Below are 17,379 nucleotides of genomic sequence, written 5' to 3' on the forward strand. Positions count from 1 at the left end.
ATGACACAGGATCTTCTCTCAAAATTTCCAAGGGTCCGCTTCATGACCGGTGCGACGCCGGTTGAGCGTCTGGGCCGGATGTCGGAAAAGCTGGGGATCGACCTCTGGCTGAAACGCGATGACCTGACCGGGCTAGGTTTTGGCGGCAACAAAACCCGGCAGCTTGAGTTCTACTTTGGCGACGCTCAGGCACAGGGCGCGGATACTGTTCTGATTACCGGGGCGGTTCAGTCCAACTATGTCCGCTCGGCCGCGGCAGCGGCGGCGCGGCTTGGCATGACATCCGTCCTGCAACTGGAAGAGCGTGTTCCGGATATGGGCCCGGATTATTATCAATCCGGCAACGTGTTGCTGGCCCAGATCCTTGGGGCCGAACACATGCGCTATCCCGTTGGTGAAGACGAAGCCGGGGCAGACGCCGCCCTGCACGCCCGGGCCGAGGAACTGCGGGCGCAGGGGCGCAAACCCTATGTCATCCATCTGGGCCTGCATCATCCGCCATTGGGCGCGCTAGGCTATGTTGCCGCCGGACAGGAGTTGTGCCAGCAAATACAGGATTTTGACGCTGTTATTGTCCCTTCCGGCAGTGGTGCGACCCATGGCGGGTTGCTGACGGGCATCAGAACCAGCGGCGTGTCCGCGCCGGTTTATGGCATCTGCGTTCGCCGAAACAGCACGCTGCAACAGGACCGGTTGGTGACGGTCCTTGAACTGCTGTCGGACCTTCTGGGCATTGATCCGGCAAGTGTGGCGGGCGACGTCCGAACATCGGACACCGCGCTGGCCCCTGGCTATGGCAGGCTGGGGCCAAAATCCCGTGCCGCGCTGGACCTGATGGCGCAGACCGAGGGGGTGTTCCTCGACCCCGTCTATACGGCCAAGACTTTTGCAGGACTGATTGATCTGGTCGAACAACAACAGATCAAGCCAGGGCAAAAGGTGGTGATGATCCATACCGGAGGGCTGCCTGCCCTGTTCGGCTATCAGAACGAACTCGGCCCCGCACACGACTGACGCGGCCATTTGGATCCGCAGCGCGTGGTTTAATACATCACAAGCCTTATTCGGCGGCGAGGTTTTGCATCGAGAGGTCCTGTTCCAGATACCCATCGCGCGTTTGCGGGCATTTGATGCCCAAAGCAGAGCTGGCGATCTGATTGCGCAAAATCTGCGCGGTTCCGCCGCCGATCGTGAACATCCGGACATCCCGGTACATGCGCTCCAGCGGCTCGCGGTCGCTATAGCCGCGCGCTCCGAACATCTGTAGCGCATCGTTCACGACCTTGATCGCCATTTCCGACGCGAAGAGTTTCGCCCGCGCCGCTTTGACCATATCTGGAAACTGGCCTTGGGCACCGGCCCGTGGTCTCGCAGCGTCTTGCAACATCAGACGCGCCGCGTGGACCTGCATGTCCATGTCAGCCACCATCCATTGCAGCCCCTGAAACTCTGCCAGGGGTCGTCCGAATTGCCGGCGGTCCAGCAGATAGCGTTTCGCCCGTTCCAACGCTCCGGCTGCCACGCCCATCGCAATCGTGCCCGCACCAACCCTTTGCGAATTATACGCCTGCATCAAATCGGCGAACCCGCGCCTTAACCCGGAGGGGGGCTTCAAAAGCCAATCCTCATGCACCTTGAGATTGGAGAACTTCAACTCCGCCTCGGGCATACCACATAGACCCAGGGTGTTTTCGCGGCCAGTGATCTCAAACCCCTCAGGCAAGTCCGCGTTCATCGGATCGGCAAACACAATAAAGCCACCGATGCCCAGCTCATCGCCCGCCTCATCGAACACACGGGCAAAAATCAGGTGCAGCTTTGAAACGCCGCCACCCGTGATCCAATGTTTCCGGCCATTTATGACATAGGTGCCGCCCAGTTTCCGGGCCGTTGTCTGCATATCGGTCGCCGCACTGCCTGCGTCCGGCTCGGTAATACAAATCGCCGGTTTGTCCCCTGCCAGAACATGAGACGCACAGAACGCCTTTTGCTGTTCGCTCCCGTAGGCCATGACCGCACTGATGCCGCCCATATTGGCCTCGACCACAACGCGGGCGGTCAACGTGCACACTTTTGCGATCTCTTCGACCACTTCCACGACGTCGAGGAAACTTGCCCCCTGACCGCCAAACGCCGTTGGGATCGTCATTCCCATGATCCCGGCCTCTGTCAGGGCGGTGACATTGCTCCAGCAATAGCTGCGGGTTTTGTCCCAATGGGCGGCCCGCGCGTCGAACACGGGCGCGAGGTCTTTGGCTGCTTCGACAAATCGATGAGTCATCGCTGGGACTCCTGTGTGGCACTTCACGAATGCGTGATAATGCAAGGGTAACAGATGCAGTAATTCAGCAAAACGAACTTAAATTTGACATCTAATTCAGGTACACTGAATTTATGCAGACCCGTTCACTAAAAAGTCTTGTTAAGATCTCTCACGTTCAGTCTTTCAGCGACGCGGCTGAACAGCTTGGAATGACGTTACCTGCGCTGTCTATGCAGATGAAATCATTGGAAGAAGCCTTGGGCACCGAGCTATTCGACCGCTCGGTCAGACCACCGCGCCTTACGCCAGTTGCGCGCGCAATCGTCGAAGAGGCGGTTCCTTTGCTGCGGCACGAAGACAATCTGATCGAGATATGCCGACAAGGCGGAGGGCTGGCAGGCAAGTTTCGCTTGGGGTTTGTCACCACGGCGGCGGTGCGCCTGCTGCCCGGATTTCTTCAGACCGCCAGTCGGGAATTGCCGCAGGCCTCGTTCGAGTTCGAAACCGGTTTGTCTGCCAGCTTGCAGCAAAAGGTGGTCTCCGGGCTGCTGGATGCGGCGATCATCACCGACGCAGATGGTCTGCCCAGCCAACTGGCATCCGAAGTTTTGCGGCAGGAGCCATTTGTATTTGCAGCCCGCAAAGACCTTCTCGATCAAGGTTTGCCCAGTTTGTTGTCCGAAGGCGTGTTCTTCCACTTCATGCCGGATACCGGGATCGGGAAGCTGATCGCGCGGGTGATGGTCAGCCATGAACGCCCTGCTCAGTCCAGGACCGTCGTACTGGATAATCTTGAGGCCATCATGGAATGCGTCTCGGCCGGGTTAGGCTTTACGCTGCTGCCTGTCCCTGACGTCGAACGCTACCGCGCGCCGGACCTGGTTGTGCTGGATGCCAAAGCCACGATGCAGCGCAAACTGGTTCTTGTCACGTTGCGCGACAGCGTTCTGGACCGGTACCGGAGCGAACTGGCATCCTCGCTGGGCCGCACTTCGAACGATGGTGTCACATAGTCCCGTCGATTTCCCCTCAAATCGAGGGATAGGTGCACCCTGATGGTTACATCGGCGGTTCAAACTCGACAGGTTGGCCGCTGCGCTGGGATTTGATTGCAGCAAATGTCAGCGCCAGAGATTTCAGATTGCTCCGGGCGGAATTGTCCGGTGAGCGATCTTCTTCGATGGCGCAAAGCAACTCGCCCATTGCGCCTTGAAACCCGTCATTGAACCAGGCGCCCTGCAACGGGGGCCGGCTATACCCATCTGCAGTCGTCAGGGTGATCGTTTGCTGCCCTAGGTCTGCTCCGGTTGAGGATATGCTTCCCTTGGTGCCGGAGATATAGGTCGTGTCCAGTGGCCCGTGTTGCGTGCTGCCGTCGAAAACCAGACTGGCCTGCCCCTGTTCCAGACTGACCACGGCCTGCGCCAATAACGGCACCTTGTTATCCTGCCCCCGCGCGTGAGAGGCGCTGGCGAACACCGATTTCGCCCGGTTGCCAACAATAGAAGACACGAAATCGAACCAGTGAATCCCGAAGTCATACAGGATCAAATCCTCGATTTCGTCGAACGGCGTGCCTGCGGTCCAACCATGGTTCCAGTGAATGGAGGTGTGGACGGACTGGACATCTCCGATATGCCCAGCGCGACACGCTTCGCGCATCCAGGCCATGTGCGGCGACCATCGTCCATTCTGGTTAACCGCAAGCTTCACGCCTTGTTTGTCGGCCAGTTCTACCAGCGTTTTTCCGGTTGTCAGATCGGATACAAAGGGTTTCTGGCTTAGAACATGCTTTCCCGCATTCAGAGCAGCCTCGATTACTGGCGCACGTATGTCGGTGGGCAGAGTTATGTCGATGATGTCTATTTCGCGGTCTTCCAAAAGGTCTTGATAGCGTTCAACAATGCGGGCATCAGGAAAGAACTCTGCCGCTTTGCCTTCCGCTTTTGCACGGCTTCGGTTCCATAGCGCCACGACATCCCAACCCGCAGTGCGGTATGCATCCAGATGGCTGTTCGAAATACCTCCCGTTCCGATCATGCCGATCCGAGGGCGATAGGTTCGGGGGTTTGGTGGAAGGTAATCGACCTCGGGCGCGTTGATCTGCGGCAAGTCCTTGGATTTCAGCGCGTAGGTGTCTGTGTCGGCGGCATCGTCGCTCATGGCAGCAGTTCCAATGTGCGTTTTTCGGCGGCGGATTGAACGGCTGTGTCCACGATCCTCTGCGCCGTCAGGCACAATTGCGGATTCAGCGGACCGGCCACCGCTTCGCCGCGGCTGATGCAGCCCAGAACGTACTCGATTGCGTTTGTCTGGCCTTTGGGCAGCGGATCAGCAGGGATTTCATGCCGCTCTGGCCGGGCGCGGGTTTGGACGGTCACGTGGTCGGCATAGTCGGGCGACGAGATTGTTCCATCCGTGCCGACAAAGACAAACCCACAGGTAGGCTGCGGCTGAGTGGTCCACGGATCAGTAAACGTTCCCCAACGGGTTTCCATCTTGGACAAACCGCACGCATAGCGGCAGACAGCAATGGCATGTTGATCGACTTCGATACCGGGTGTTTCGTCGACGGTGCATGTCACCTCAATCGGGGCTTCCCCGTCCATGTACCACGTCCCCAGTGTCGCGCCGTATCCGAGGTAGTCCAGCAACGACCCGCCGCCCGAGGATTTCTTGTACCACCAAGAGGTTGGCTTTTCCTGTTCAACCTCTTCCGGGCTGACCTCGACCTTGTCGGCAAGGTGAAAAAGCGGGCCGCGATTGCCGTCGTAGAAATGCACCTCTCGCAACTCGCCGATCAGTCCTTCATCGATCAGGCGCTTGGCGGTAACGTGGCTTTCCACCCACCGCAAAGGCCAGTTGATGATCAGTTGTTTCCCGGTCCCGTCCATGGCCGCGATCATGCGGCGCGCGTCATCCGAGGACGCAGCGAATGGTTTTTCGACGAAGACATGCACGCCATGCGCTGCCAGTTTTTCAGTGTAATCGGCGTGGTCTGCCGTGGCGACGCATAAAACGGCCATGTCATAGGTTCCCGCGGCCATGCAGGCATCGAAATCGGTAAAAACCCGGTCTGGCGGAATATCGAAATTCTGGACCGCCGAAGCCATTTTCTGCCTGTCGGGATCATAGATACCGGCGATTTCCGCTTCAGGGTGTTCATGCACCATGCGAAGCAGATCGCCCATATGCATGTGGTCAAAGCTTATTCCAACAATCCGAAACATGGGCGTCCTCCGCTTTACCGGTTTCCCGTGATCCTGACATAGATGGCCGTCACCGCCAGGATGATCAGGCCGAACAGCGCCGTTCTTGCGCCTTCGGGCATTTGCATCAGCGTCAGCATTGTATCCAGAACCCTGATGATCAAAGCGCCCACAATGGCACCCGCAAAACTGCCACGCCCGCCAAAGATCGAGGTTCCGCCAATCACCGCAGCCGCGACCGAGGGCAACAGCAGCGGATTGGCAAGGCTTAGCGAGGTTTGCCGGATCATACCAAGATACAGCAACCCCGCGACCGCCGCGATCACCCCCGACAACGCGTAGAGCGCCAGATAGACCTGCCAGGATTTCACGCCCGAGAGCTTGGCCGCGTTTTCGTTCGAGCCCAGCGCGAACAGCAACCTGCCAAAGCCGGTGAACCGCATCAGCCAGAAGATGAACAAGGCGAAGGGTATGAACAGAAACAACCCGTTGGGCATGGACAAGGTACGCCCGGTTCCAAGCCACGCCAGAAAGGCCGGGATCTCGGACCCGGCATTGATCACCATCCGCTGATAGACCTGCAGACAGCCCGTGGCGATCAGGCCGGTTCCAAGGGTCATGATCAACGGATGCACCCGCACCAACCCGACGCCAAGGCCGTTGACGACCCCGACAACCAGACCGGAGGTCAAGGCGACCAGCAACGCAGGCGTCACGCCCCAGATCGAGGTCAGGGTGGCGCAGACAAAGGCCGCGACGGTTGCGACAATGCCCGCCGACAGGTCGATCCCGGCGGTCAGCATCGTCAACACCTGACAAGCGGCCAGCATCGCAAGCGGTATTGCAAACTTGATCAGGTTACCGACCCAGAAGGTCGAGATCACCCCGTCGCGCCCCGCCCTGAACGGCGTGACAATACCGGGCCGCATGAACTCCAGCACAGCGATCAGCAAGACCAGAAAGATCAAAAGCGGTATCACAGGATTATCCCGCAGATACCGTCCAAAGCGGACGACGGGTGGGTCATTCACGGCCATGCTCATCGTCTTGCTCCTCGCGCGGTGGCTGCGGTGCCAAGCAATACGACGGCCACCATGATCGTCCCTTCGATGATTGTCGTGACATTGGGGTCCACGGCCAGAAATGTCAGGATCGTGCGCACGATGCGCAGGATGAACACAGCGACAATCGGCCCAAGCAGCCCGCCGCGCCCGCCCCCCAGAACCACGCCGCCCAAAACAACAGCGGCGACCGAGGCCAACAAATAGGGTCCGGGCACCGGCTCACCAATGCCAGTCAGCGCCGCAAGGCTGAGCCCGCCGAAAGCACAGAAAAGCCCACAAATTCCGTAAGCTGCGATTTTGACGCGCCCGACGAACACCCCCGATCGAAAGGCAGCGCGTTCGTCTGATCCGGTTGCATAGATCGAGATACCAAGCTTGGATCGCCGAAGGGGCAGCCATACCACCGCAATGCATCCGACCATGATGGCCAAGGCGCTGGGTATTCCGGGAATGACACTGCCGCGAATGCTCTGCTGGACCCAATCGGTGGTTGACCCGCCCGGCGTTTCCAGGATCAAGAGCGCGACGCCTTCCCAGACAAAAAGCATCGCCAGCGTGACCACGATATCAGGCACTCGGGTCAGAACGATGAGCGCTCCGTTGATCAGCCCCATCGCCAATCCGATGCCAAGCACGATCACGATGGCCGGTAGTCCGGACATCCGCTCCATCAGCACAGCGGCGGAGACGGCGCACACCGCCATCATCGATGCAACTGACAGATCGATCCCGCCGACGATCACCACCACCGCCATGCCCGCCGTTGCGAAAGCAAAGGGCAATGCGGCGCGGGCAACACTTTCCAGCCCGGACGCACCAAAAGAGGGCTGTATGAGTTTGGTGACGGCCAGCAAAACCAGCAGCAACGCGACAAGACCCAGAAGCCAGGAGTGTTTGCGCAGGGTCTTGGTCACGCTGCGCTCTCGTTTTCAGTTAGCCCATAAGCCGCGCGCAGCAGGGTTTGTTCATCTGCGTCTTTGGCGTCGATGACGTCCACAACACGGCCATTGAAAATGACCAGCGCGCGATCGCAGGCCAGCGGCACCTCCTCTAGTTCCGAGGTATAGAACAGGACCGAGGCACCGTTTTGCGCCAGTTCGCGCACCAGAGGGTAAATCTGGCGTTTGGTCCGCACATCGATCCCGCGCGTCGGATCAAACAGCAACAGCGTCTCGACCCCTGTGGCGAGCCATCTGCCAATGGTCACCTTCTGCTGGTTCCCGCCTGACAGGCGCTGCACCTCACCCTGCGCGCGTGTATCGATCTGTAGCTTCTCGATGGCGTAATCGACCCGCTCACGCTCTTGCCGCAGGTTCAGTTGGCCCCAATCCCGCAGGCGCGCCGAGAACGGCAGGGCGATGTTCTCTTTGACCGATCGTTGCGCCAGCAGCGCATCGGCCCGGTCACCCGGTACAAAGGTCAACCCGGCCGAGATCGCATCGGCAGGGTGCCTGAACCCAACCTGCGATCCGTTCACCTCGATCACCCCGGCAGTCGGAGGCAGAAAGCCAGCCAAACAGTCGAACATCTCATCCTGCCCCTGCCCTTCAAGCGCGACAACGCCAAGCACCTCGCCCGGATGAAGGTCGAACGAGATATTCGACACCTTCGGCGCAATCGCCAAGTTTCGAACAGACAGGCGCGGATTGCCTTGCGCGACAGAACACGCGCCGTTGTTTTCGCGATCCCCAAGGTCCAGTTTCTGACCCAACATCAGTTCCACGGCCCGTTCTTCGACGCCCGGCTCAATCCTCAGATCACCAACAGTCATCCCGTCGCGCAGAACCGAGGCCCGGTCGCACAGCTCAGAGATTTCGCTGAACCGGTGCGACACGTAGATGACGCCCATGCCCTGATTTGCCTGCTCGCGCACAACCGTCAGAACCCGCTCAACCAGATCGGTTGGCAGCGCGGCTGTCATCTCATCCAGCAAAACCACATCCGGCTCGGACGCCAAGGCGCGCGCGAGGTCCAGAATACGCAAAGTGGCAAGCGGCAGGTCTGCGATCAGGTCCGAGAGGTTCAGCTGTTCAATCCCAAGCTCACTGACCCAATGCCTGAACGGCGCAAGCGGTGTATCGGTCAGCCGAAGGTTATCGGCCACATCCAGATCGGGGATTAGTGAGGGTTCCTGATAAACCGGAACAAGGCCCGATTTGCGCGCCTCTGCCGGGCTGCCAACGCGGGCCACCTGTCCCCGGATCAGCACCTTGCCGCTATCCGGCCTCAAGGCGCCGGTGATGATTTTCACGAAGGTGGATTTCCCGGCGCCGTTTGCCCCCATCAGGGCGACCACCTCGCCCTTGGAGACGCTCAGATTGGCATCGGTCAAAGCACGGACAGCACCAAAGTTCTTGGCAATCCCGGACGCGTCGAGAAGGTGTGTTTCGGTCATCGGTGCCCACTATTCCAACTTGGTTGCCCCCTGCCCGATCCGGGCAGGGGGAATTCACACAAGGCCAGACCGCTTTTAGCTGTCGCCCGGCCCTTTGCATTCGATGATCTGTTCCATCGAATAGTCCGTCCAACCGGGAACCGTGACCGAAACGGGCCATTCGGGATCAAGGTTGGGGTTTTGCGCCGCAGTGATGGTTGCAACGCCGTCATCCGTGGCGTTTTCCCAGAGCACCGGGTCCACCAGAACGGTTTTGTCGTCAGGCGCGTTGCCGTTCAGAATATCGACAGCCAGAGCGATCCCTGCACCGCCAACAGATCCGGGATTGGTCACCGCGGCCCCTTGCAGACCGTCAACTTCGGTCAGGTACTGCACGAACCCGGCATTGTCCGCGCCGACAATCGGCACCAACGGCGCGCCGGATTCCACAAAGGCATCTACGATCACGTTGTCAATTCCGCTGGTCCACACACCGTTGAACGGAATGCCCGTGGCCAGAAAGTCAAACATCTGCTGTTTGCCCTGATCCTGCTGCCAGCCGGTAAACACCTCGTGCACCACATTGATGCCGTCATATTCGGCCAAGGCACGCTTGAACCCGTTGTCGCGGTCGGTATCGGCAGACACCCCCGCGATGCCGCGCATATAGACGACGTCACCCGAGCCGCCCAATTGCTCGAACAGCCATTTCGCGCCCAGATAAGCGTATTCTTCCTGATTGTTCGACAGGATGTACGCGCCATCCGCCGTCACGCCCGCATCCACGGCGACCACGACAATGCCCTTCTCCATCGCCGCATCCAGCGCCGAATTCAACGCGTCCGGGTTTGACGGGTTCAGAACAATCGCATCCACACCCGCTTCGATCAGGTTGTTGATATCCTCCAACTGTCCGGCTGAATCCGTGTTGCGATGCGCCACGATCAGGTTCGACACATCCTCTTCGACCAGGGCCTGAGCCCGCATGGCGCAGATCATCTGTTCGCGCCAGCCGTTGCCCTGCACGGTGTTGGACACACCGATCGTGTAATCGGCAGCAAACGCCGCCGGTGTGAACGCCGCAGCAACAGCTATGGCCGCCGCACCTGTAAGTAGCTTTTTCATTGTAGTACCTCCCATTTGAACACTCAGTGATATGTCCGGGGCTTTTCGCCCTTCTATTTGATGAACGGTTGCAGCACGTCGCGTGCCAGCAAGAACCCGCGCTTTACCTTTTCGTCGGTCCCTTCAAACAGCCTGTCCTCATGCTCGATGATGACGGGACCATCGTATCCGACCCGGTATAGGCCCGAGAAAAAGTCGGACCAGTCGACATCGCCCAGACCGCAAAGGCGTGGCACCTGCCACCCCATGCCCGCCGACATGATCCCGTGTTCATAAAGCCCGTCGTGATCCACCATCAGGTCTTTGGCGTGGACATGCGCGATATTGGGGCCGAATTCCTTGATGAACCGGGTCTGATCGATGAACTGCCAGATCAGGTGGGACGGGTCGAAATTCATCCCGACATCCTCGCCCCATTCCTCGAAAATCCTGCGCCAGATCTTCGGCGAATAGGCGATGTTATGACCGCCGGGCCATTCATCATAGCTGAAGATCATCGGGCAGTTTTCAAAGCACAGGCGAACACCCTGCCCCCGGGCATGATCGACGATGGGTGAGATGATCTGCTGCGCCCGCGCCCAGTTCTGGTCCACATTCAGGGTTCTGTCGCCGCCGACAAAGGTGTTGACCACCGACAGGCCCATCGTGCCTGCGGTAGAAATTACCTTTTTCAGGTGTTCGATCACCTCGTCCCGGTGCGACGTGTCCGCATGCAAAGGGTTGGGGTAATATCCAAGGCCCGAGATTTCGATACCCATTCCGGTCAGCGCATCCACGATCTCCTTGCCCTGCGCGGCCGTCAGCCCATCGACATTGATGTGGCTCGTGCCCGCATAGCGCCGCTTTTCACCGCCGGAGGACGGCCAGCATGCGATCTCGAGCGCTGAAAACCCGTTGCCAGACGCCCATGTGGCAACGTCCATCAGGTCCGTATCTTCAAATGGCGCGGTCAGCAGTCCCAGTTTCATGTTGCCCCCCTTAAACCTCGTCCAGATCGACCCAGCGATCTTCGCGGGCCGATTTCACCACGGCATCGCAGAACCGCATTTCATAATGGCCGTCCTCAAACGTCGCCCAGGTGCTGTCCGGCCCGCGCTTGCCTGCGCAGACGTCAGTGTAAACGGCACGGAAGAAGTTGAAGAAACTGTCCGCAAACCCTTCGACATGACCGGGCGGCAAGGTCGCGGCGCGGGTGCCCGTGGCATTCATCAGCGTAAAATCCCGCATCAATATCTGATTGGCGTCGTCGCGATGCCCGATGAACAGGTGATCCGGCGTTTCGCTGTTCCACGCCGCACTGGCCGCGCTACCTGCAATATCCCAAACCAATGAGTTCTTGCGCCCGATATTGATCTGAGAGGTGGTCATTACGCCCTTCGCGCCGTCCTCGTACCGGATCATGATCGCCGAGGCATCATCGGTATCGACGGCCACAGTTTCGGTTGTCCCTTCGGCGCTGGAGAATGTTTCAACCGGGCCGGTCGGCCGCTGCCGTTCGGGCAGAAAGGTCGTCAGGTCGGCAAATACGGATTTAGCTTTCAGCCCTGTGACAAAACTCGTCAGATCAACCCAATGCGTCCCGATATCCCCGACCGAGCGCAACACGCCCCCTTTGTCAGCCTGCAACCGCCAGTTCCAGTCCGTTGGCTTTGCCAGCCAGTCCTGATGATAGTGGCCGGTCACAAAGCGGATGCGCCCCAACTCTCCCTGAGCGACCATTCCATGGGCTTGCTGGTTCAGGGGGTAAAAGCGGATGTTGTAACATACCGCGCAAACCTTCCCCGACGCGGCGGCCATCTCCACCATCTCAGCCGATTGCGCGCTGGTCATTGCCAGTGGCTTTTCACAGATCACGTGCTTTCCGGCTTTCAGGATCGCCATGACCTGCGGGAAATGGGCGTGGTTCGGGGACGTGACGTGGACCACATCAACACTGTCATCTGCCAGCAAGACCTCCAACGAAGGATACGCTTGATGGACACCAATCTCAGCAGCCCGCGCCGATCCCCGTTCCGCTGACGACCCGAGCACGCCAACAACCTGCACTCCAAGACGGCGCAGGGCCTGCACATGAACCGTTCCGATGAAGCCGGTTCCAATCACTGCGGCCCGGATGGCCGAGACATCAGACATTATCACCTCCTTCAGACAACCGAGTATCCTCCGTCCACGGGCATGCAGATGCCGGTTACAAATGCGGCTGCGTCCGAGGCCAGGAACAACGCCGCGCCGACAATATCGGCGGGCATTCCCCATCGGGACATCGGCGTTCGCGCCTCGACTGCGTCGACGAATTTCGGATCCTGTCTGGCCCTTGCGGATTGTTCGGTCACGATGAACCCCGGCGCGATGGCGTTCACGCGAATACCGTCTGCGGCCCATGCGACCGCCAGGGATTTGGTCAATTGCTCGACCCCCGCTTTGGACGAGCCATAGGCCGGGTTTTGCGGTGATCCAAAGCGGGCATACATCGACGCGATATTGATCACCCGACCCTTTCGGGCCAGAAGCGCGGTATGCAACGCCCGCGCGCATCGCATCGTTCCGACCAGATTCACATCCAGCACATGGTTGAAGAATCCAGGCTCCATTTCCTCGCCCCGCCGCGTGATCGCTGCGCAATTCACCAGCACATCCAATTCAAGGCGGTTGCGGCCAAATGCTTCGACCGCGTCAGTGTCCACGACGTCGAGCTGGGTATAGGGGAACCGGGCGGCATCCTCAGGAAGGCACTCTGGCTCGGCCCCTGTGATTTCGACCTCGGCACCGGCGTCGTTGAAAGCGCGGGCAATGGCCGCCCCAATGCCACCCCGGCTGGCACCGATCACGGCGACCTGCGCGCCGGAGAAGTCGAACCGAGCCGCGGCAGTCAAATCGCCACCTCGGTCCACAGGTCGTTGTTGCCAGCTTTGGCAGCACGGATCATTACATTCCCCCGATTGCGAATTATGAACCTGCAAACGATTACATTTGCAGAAATTCGCCCTTTTCAATCCTTGAAATCGATTACATAATCGACAGCGTCAGGGATTCGAGTCAACCGAAATCTCACTTTGCAACCAGGACCCATGATCCAGAAACCCGCAACCATCCAAGATGTCGCCCGCGCAGCAAGGGTGTCCACGGCCACCGTCAGCCGGGTTCTGTCCAACCCTGATGTTGTCAAGAAATCCACCAAAGATGCGGTCATGCAGGCGATCCAGAGCACGGGATACAGGGCAAACCAGGCGGCCAGAAACCTCAGGATGCAGCGCGCGAATGCGGTTCTGGTCCTTGTCCCGAATTTGGGCAAGCCCTTCTATTCCGGCATTCTGGCGGGCATCAGCGAGGCGTTTTCCGGCACCGGTTATGCAGTTCTGATTACGGATACGGAAAGCAATCCGATCCACGATTCTACTCTGGCCGAGTATTTTCTGGACGGGCGTATAGACGGCGCGATTTCGCTGGATGGTCAGTTGTCGGATACAGTGCTGAACAGGTGCATTCAGGCCGGAGCCCGAGATAAAATCGTGTTCCTGTGCGAATGGGTCGAAGACCAGTCTTTTCCAGTGGTCAAAAGCGACAATGTCGAGGGGGCCCGGCTGGCAATCCGCCATCTGCACGGCCTCGGCCACGAAAAAATCGCTCATGTCACCGGGCCGCAGGGCAATGTTCTGACAAGCGCACGTCGGGAGGGTATGGTGTCTGAGCGCGCACGTCTTGGCCTACCTGCCCCGACCGAGTGGATCATCCGCGGTGATTTCTCGCTCGAATCCGGACACGAGGCCGCCGCGCGCATTCTGGCGATGGAGGACAGGCCCACAGCTGTATTCTGCTCGGCCGATATGGTGGCATTTGGGCTGATCGCCGGGCTTCAGGCTGGTGGTGTTCGGGTGCCCGAGGACATGTCTGTTGTGGGTTTCGACGATATTGAGATGTCGGAATACTATGTGCCCGCACTGACCACGATCCGTCAGAACCGGCACTTTTTGGGTCAACGGGCCGCAAAACTGCTGCTTGGTCGGCTCTCGTCGGGGCTTGGCGCAAATGAACCGGAAGCCCCGGTTCCTGTTGAACTGATCGAACGGGCCAGCACCGCGCCGCCCAAAACAGGCGGTAGGTAACCTAGCGCGGCGCGCCCAGAACCGACTGTTCCAGATCGACGCATACCCCGGTCATCGGGAAAGAGTCAGGGCTTAGAAGGAATACGGCCAACCGAGCCGCTTCGTCGGGCATCAGCAACCGGCCCAGCGGAAGCCCCTGCCCTGCCTGCTCTGCCCAATCCTGCGCTTGGCCCAAAGCACCGGTTTGCGTTTCATGCTCGGACTCAGTCAGCGCCCAACCCAGATTGATCCCGTTTACGCGAATACCATCGTGCAGATGCGCGTTGGCCGCATTCTTGGTCAATGTCTGCAACGCCCCTTTCGACGCCGCATAGATTGCCAGATCCGCCGCGCCGCAATGGGCATTCATGGATTGAATGTTCATGATCCCTCCGCCAGACCCACGCGCTTGCATGTCCCGGATCGCTTCCCCCATCAGCAGAAAAGGCGCGCGGGCGTTGACTGAGAAAATCTTGTCGAAATCCTGCGCTTTTCCGTCAAGAAAACTGGCACGGTTCGTAAGTCCCGCAGCATTCACAAGGCCATCAATCCGACCAAAAGCGGCCCGCGCCGCTGCTGCAACATCCGCACAAGCGCCAGCTTCGGCAAGATCCGCGACAAAGGTCTGGGTCCGGGCAACGCCCGACAATTCATCTGCAAGGCTTAGAAGACCGGCCTGATCTCTGTCCGTCGCCAAAATCTGACGAACGCCCTGCGCAGCGGCCCGGCATGCGATCGCCCGGCCGATGCCTTTGGCGGCTCCGGTGACGACAAGCGCCATATCTTGCAGCCGGATACTCATGCCGACACCCGACCGGCTGGAATATTTTCCCTTAGAATGATCCTCGGCTCGATATGCTCCATCGGCAATTGGACAGGCCCCGACGCAATTGCCCCAAGCAGGCGAATGACAGCTTGTTCCCCGATAAGATGAGCGTTCTGGTCGATCACCGCATGGATCAACCCTTCGGCCAACCAGCGCCGCGTGTCCTCTGTCAGGTCGTGCATGACGACAAGGGGCCGTTCGGCTTGTGGGATGGTTTCAAGCGCCTGCACCAGACCCTTCCGCCCCGCCCCCACGCAATAGACCCCAACCAGACGCGCGCCGGAACGATAAAGCCGTGTCAATTCGCGATACAAACGCTCTCCATTCTCACCGGTCTCGACTGATGGCAAAGCGGTAAGCGTCGGGCAATACGCGGACAGGCAGGACCGAAACCCCAATTCCCGCTCGCTGTGTCCGTGATACGCATGCGTTCCAAAGAAAACCGCGACATCTCCGGTGCGGTCGCTGGCGGACATACCCAGTATCTGAGCCGCCGTGCGCCCGGCGACCATGTTGTTAACACCGACATACCCTGAGCGCGGCGTTGCCAGCACATCCGAGGCTAAAGTGACCACACGAATACCGGATTCACACATCCGGCGCAGGGCATCCCGGCTGCGCGGGTCGTCTGTTGCCACGACACCGATCCCGTCGGTGTCTGGCGGCAGGTTGTCCAAAGCCTCGATCAGCGGGTCTGGGCCGATGCCGTCCAGGACATGTATTCTGCAACTTTCGACCAAGGGCTGAGCGTCCGCGAACCGCGTGATGGCCCCGGCCATATCCTGCAGGAACGTATTGCCGCCAGTCGGGATGAGAAAGCTCAGACGCGCAGGTCGCGAAGGCAGCGCCAGAATACCCTCGGACGGGAGATACCCCAAAAGCCGGGCCGCCCGCATCACACGCTGCCGGTTGGCGGCGCTGACGCCCTTGCGCCCGTTCAGCGCCCGGTCCACGGTCGCCGTCGAGACCCCGGCCCGTTTGGATATGTCGGCAATTGTGGCGCGCATCATGCCCTTAAAGACCTCAATCGATTGCTTTGTCGCGGACCATACTGGCACGATAAAAGCCGCTCGTCTTGTTTTGAGGCATCAAATTACATCAATTTGGCGGTGTTGTTTTTCTAAATTACGCCTCTGCTGTGCCCTAGCGCGATATGACCCTAAAATAGCTGATGTAATCTGATGGGCATGGCACTTGATGCGACAGGGTGATGTGCCAAAGCTATCAGTGGACCGGACAGGCCGTCTGATCGCTCAACACGGCCTGCACTTGGTAGAACCATAACAGCGGCGTAAACCGATGACTGACACGCTTCAACACGGGCCCTTGCCCGAAACAGTTCGGGATTATTCCCTGACTGGCGAGACCGGCAAAAAAGCGCAAGAGATCGGGCTTGCGGCAGCAGAGTGGTATCACAGCACCGTCCCCCGCAAGACGATGAAATCCCTGATGAAACGCCGCGACGGCCCTGCCCTGCGCGACACGGCATTGTGGGTTGGGCTTCACATTTTGCTCGCGGCCGGGGGCATCTTCTTCTGGGGGAGCTGGCTTTCGGTCCCGTTCTGGCTGGCCTATGGCGTGGTCTACGGCTCGGCCTGCGACAGCCGTTGGCACGAGTGCGGTCATGGGACGGCCTTTCGAACGCGCTGGATGAACGATGTTGTGTATCACATCGCGTCCTTTCAGATCATGAGGAACCCTGTGAACTGGCGGTGGAGCCACGCGCGTCACCATACCGACACGCTAATCGTGGGCCGCGATCCGGAAATCGCCTGGATGCATCCGATCAACCTGTTGCTGAAGGCACTGGCGTTTGTCGGCATCTACGACACCTGGCTGTCACTCAAGGTCCTGTTCCGCAATGCGCTGGAGTATTTGTCGCCAGACGAGAAGGACTACATCCCGCAATCCGAATGGCCAAAGGCCGTGTTCTGGGCGCGGATCCATATGCTCATCTACGCGGTCGTGTTGCTGGTATCCGAGTTTATGCTGGCAAACGGCATGGGCTGGAAATCGACAATCCCCATCCTGCTGATCGGAGGGCCCCGCGTTTACGGGTGCTGGCATTTCGTCATGACCGGCCTGTTGCAACATGGCGGCTTGCCCGAGGACGTCATTGACCACCGGCTGAACTCCCGCACGGTCTACATGAACCCGATCAGCCGCTGGCTGTATTGGAACATGAACTATCACGTCGAACACCACATGTTCCCGATGGTCCCCTATTACGCGCTTCCTGCCCTGCACCAGGAAATCAAGGACGACCTTCCCGCGCCCAACACCTCAATCTGGGATGGCTACAAAGAGATGATGAGCGCCGTGATGCGTCAACGCTCTGACCCCGGCTATGCGCTAAGGAAAACGCTGCCACCAACGGCGCAGCCCTATAAGGAACATCTGCATTCCCATGTGCCAGACCGGAGCAGTGACGATTAA

16 protein-coding genes are annotated in these 17,379 nt (G+C 59.2%); 4 read left to right on the forward strand and 12 right to left on the reverse strand.

Annotated elements, in window-relative coordinates; translation table 11 throughout:
* Complete coding sequence (locus tag ACR0LW_RS11575) at positions 1-1,014, forward strand: D-cysteine desulfhydrase family protein (protein WP_480882733.1); 1,014 nt, start codon at positions 1-3, stop codon at positions 1,012-1,014.
* Between the two features lie 46 nt (positions 1,015-1,060).
* Here the strand turns inward: ACR0LW_RS11575 and acdA are convergent, their stop codons facing one another.
* The gene (gene acdA / locus ACR0LW_RS11580) at positions 1,061-2,281 is read right to left on the reverse strand and encodes a 3-sulfinopropanoyl-CoA desulfinase (protein WP_480882734.1); all 1,221 of its coding nucleotides are present in this window, start codon (positions 2,279-2,281) and stop codon (positions 1,061-1,063) included.
* A gap of 113 nt (positions 2,282-2,394) precedes the next feature.
* Between acdA and ACR0LW_RS11585 the strand changes: the two genes are divergently transcribed.
* Positions 2,395-3,276, forward strand: a complete 882-nt coding sequence (locus ACR0LW_RS11585) for a LysR family transcriptional regulator (protein WP_480882735.1) — start codon at positions 2,395-2,397, stop codon at positions 3,274-3,276.
* 46 nt (positions 3,277-3,322) lie between these two features.
* Here the strand turns inward: ACR0LW_RS11585 and ACR0LW_RS11590 are convergent, their stop codons facing one another.
* The 9 genes from ACR0LW_RS11590 to ACR0LW_RS11630 form a co-directional block, all read right to left on the reverse strand.
* Positions 3,323-4,426, reverse strand: a complete 1,104-nt coding sequence (locus ACR0LW_RS11590; protein WP_170734410.1) for a Gfo/Idh/MocA family protein — start codon at positions 4,424-4,426, stop codon at positions 3,323-3,325.
* The gene (locus ACR0LW_RS11595; protein WP_170517436.1) at positions 4,423-5,493 is read right to left on the reverse strand and encodes a Gfo/Idh/MocA family protein; all 1,071 of its coding nucleotides are present in this window, start codon (positions 5,491-5,493) and stop codon (positions 4,423-4,425) included. The genes ACR0LW_RS11590 and ACR0LW_RS11595 overlap by 4 nt, the downstream gene beginning before the upstream one ends.
* Before the next feature lie 14 nt (positions 5,494-5,507).
* Positions 5,508-6,515, reverse strand: a complete 1,008-nt coding sequence (locus ACR0LW_RS11600; protein WP_480882736.1) for an ABC transporter permease — start codon at positions 6,513-6,515, stop codon at positions 5,508-5,510.
* Positions 6,512-7,450: an ABC transporter permease gene (locus tag ACR0LW_RS11605; RefSeq protein WP_480882737.1), complete on the reverse strand. Its 939-nt coding sequence runs from the start codon at positions 7,448-7,450 to the stop codon at positions 6,512-6,514. Before ACR0LW_RS11605 ends, ACR0LW_RS11600 begins: the two co-directional genes overlap by 4 nt.
* Positions 7,447-8,931 (reverse strand): sugar ABC transporter ATP-binding protein, encoded by a 1,485-nt coding sequence (locus ACR0LW_RS11610; RefSeq protein ID WP_480882738.1) that lies wholly within the window; start codon positions 8,929-8,931, stop codon positions 7,447-7,449. The genes ACR0LW_RS11605 and ACR0LW_RS11610 overlap by 4 nt, the downstream gene beginning before the upstream one ends.
* A 75-nt stretch (positions 8,932-9,006) precedes the next feature.
* The gene (locus tag ACR0LW_RS11615; RefSeq protein ID WP_170451830.1) at positions 9,007-10,035 is read right to left on the reverse strand and encodes an ABC transporter substrate-binding protein; all 1,029 of its coding nucleotides are present in this window, start codon (positions 10,033-10,035) and stop codon (positions 9,007-9,009) included.
* A 53-nt stretch (positions 10,036-10,088) separates the two neighbouring features.
* The gene (locus ACR0LW_RS11620; protein ID WP_480882739.1) at positions 10,089-11,003 is read right to left on the reverse strand and encodes a sugar phosphate isomerase/epimerase family protein; all 915 of its coding nucleotides are present in this window, start codon (positions 11,001-11,003) and stop codon (positions 10,089-10,091) included.
* A 10-nt stretch (positions 11,004-11,013) separates the two neighbouring features.
* Complete coding sequence (locus ACR0LW_RS11625; RefSeq protein ID WP_480882741.1) at positions 11,014-12,168, reverse strand: Gfo/Idh/MocA family protein; 1,155 nt, start codon at positions 12,166-12,168, stop codon at positions 11,014-11,016.
* An 11-nt stretch (positions 12,169-12,179) separates the two neighbouring features.
* Positions 12,180-12,908: an SDR family NAD(P)-dependent oxidoreductase gene (locus ACR0LW_RS11630; RefSeq protein ID WP_480581940.1), complete on the reverse strand. Its 729-nt coding sequence runs from the start codon at positions 12,906-12,908 to the stop codon at positions 12,180-12,182.
* A gap of 195 nt (positions 12,909-13,103) precedes the next feature.
* Between ACR0LW_RS11630 and ACR0LW_RS11635 the strand changes: the two genes are divergently transcribed.
* Complete coding sequence (locus ACR0LW_RS11635) at positions 13,104-14,138, forward strand: LacI family DNA-binding transcriptional regulator (RefSeq protein ID WP_170451838.1); 1,035 nt, start codon at positions 13,104-13,106, stop codon at positions 14,136-14,138.
* A gap of 1 nt (position 14,139) precedes the next feature.
* Here the strand turns inward: ACR0LW_RS11635 and ACR0LW_RS11640 are convergent, their stop codons facing one another.
* Entirely contained in the window at positions 14,140-14,919 is a 780-nt protein-coding gene (locus tag ACR0LW_RS11640) for an oxidoreductase (protein ID WP_480882743.1), read from the reverse strand.
* Positions 14,916-16,001 (reverse strand): LacI family DNA-binding transcriptional regulator, encoded by a 1,086-nt coding sequence (locus tag ACR0LW_RS11645; RefSeq protein ID WP_480882745.1) that lies wholly within the window; start codon positions 15,999-16,001, stop codon positions 14,916-14,918. Before ACR0LW_RS11645 ends, ACR0LW_RS11640 begins: the two co-directional genes overlap by 4 nt.
* A gap of 241 nt (positions 16,002-16,242) precedes the next feature.
* On the opposite strand from ACR0LW_RS11645, the gene ACR0LW_RS11650 reads away from it, so the two are divergent.
* Positions 16,243-17,379: a fatty acid desaturase family protein gene (locus ACR0LW_RS11650; protein WP_480882747.1), complete on the forward strand. Its 1,137-nt coding sequence runs from the start codon at positions 16,243-16,245 to the stop codon at positions 17,377-17,379.

The sequence above is a fragment of the Ruegeria sp. N4 genome, from assembly GCF_056531425.1.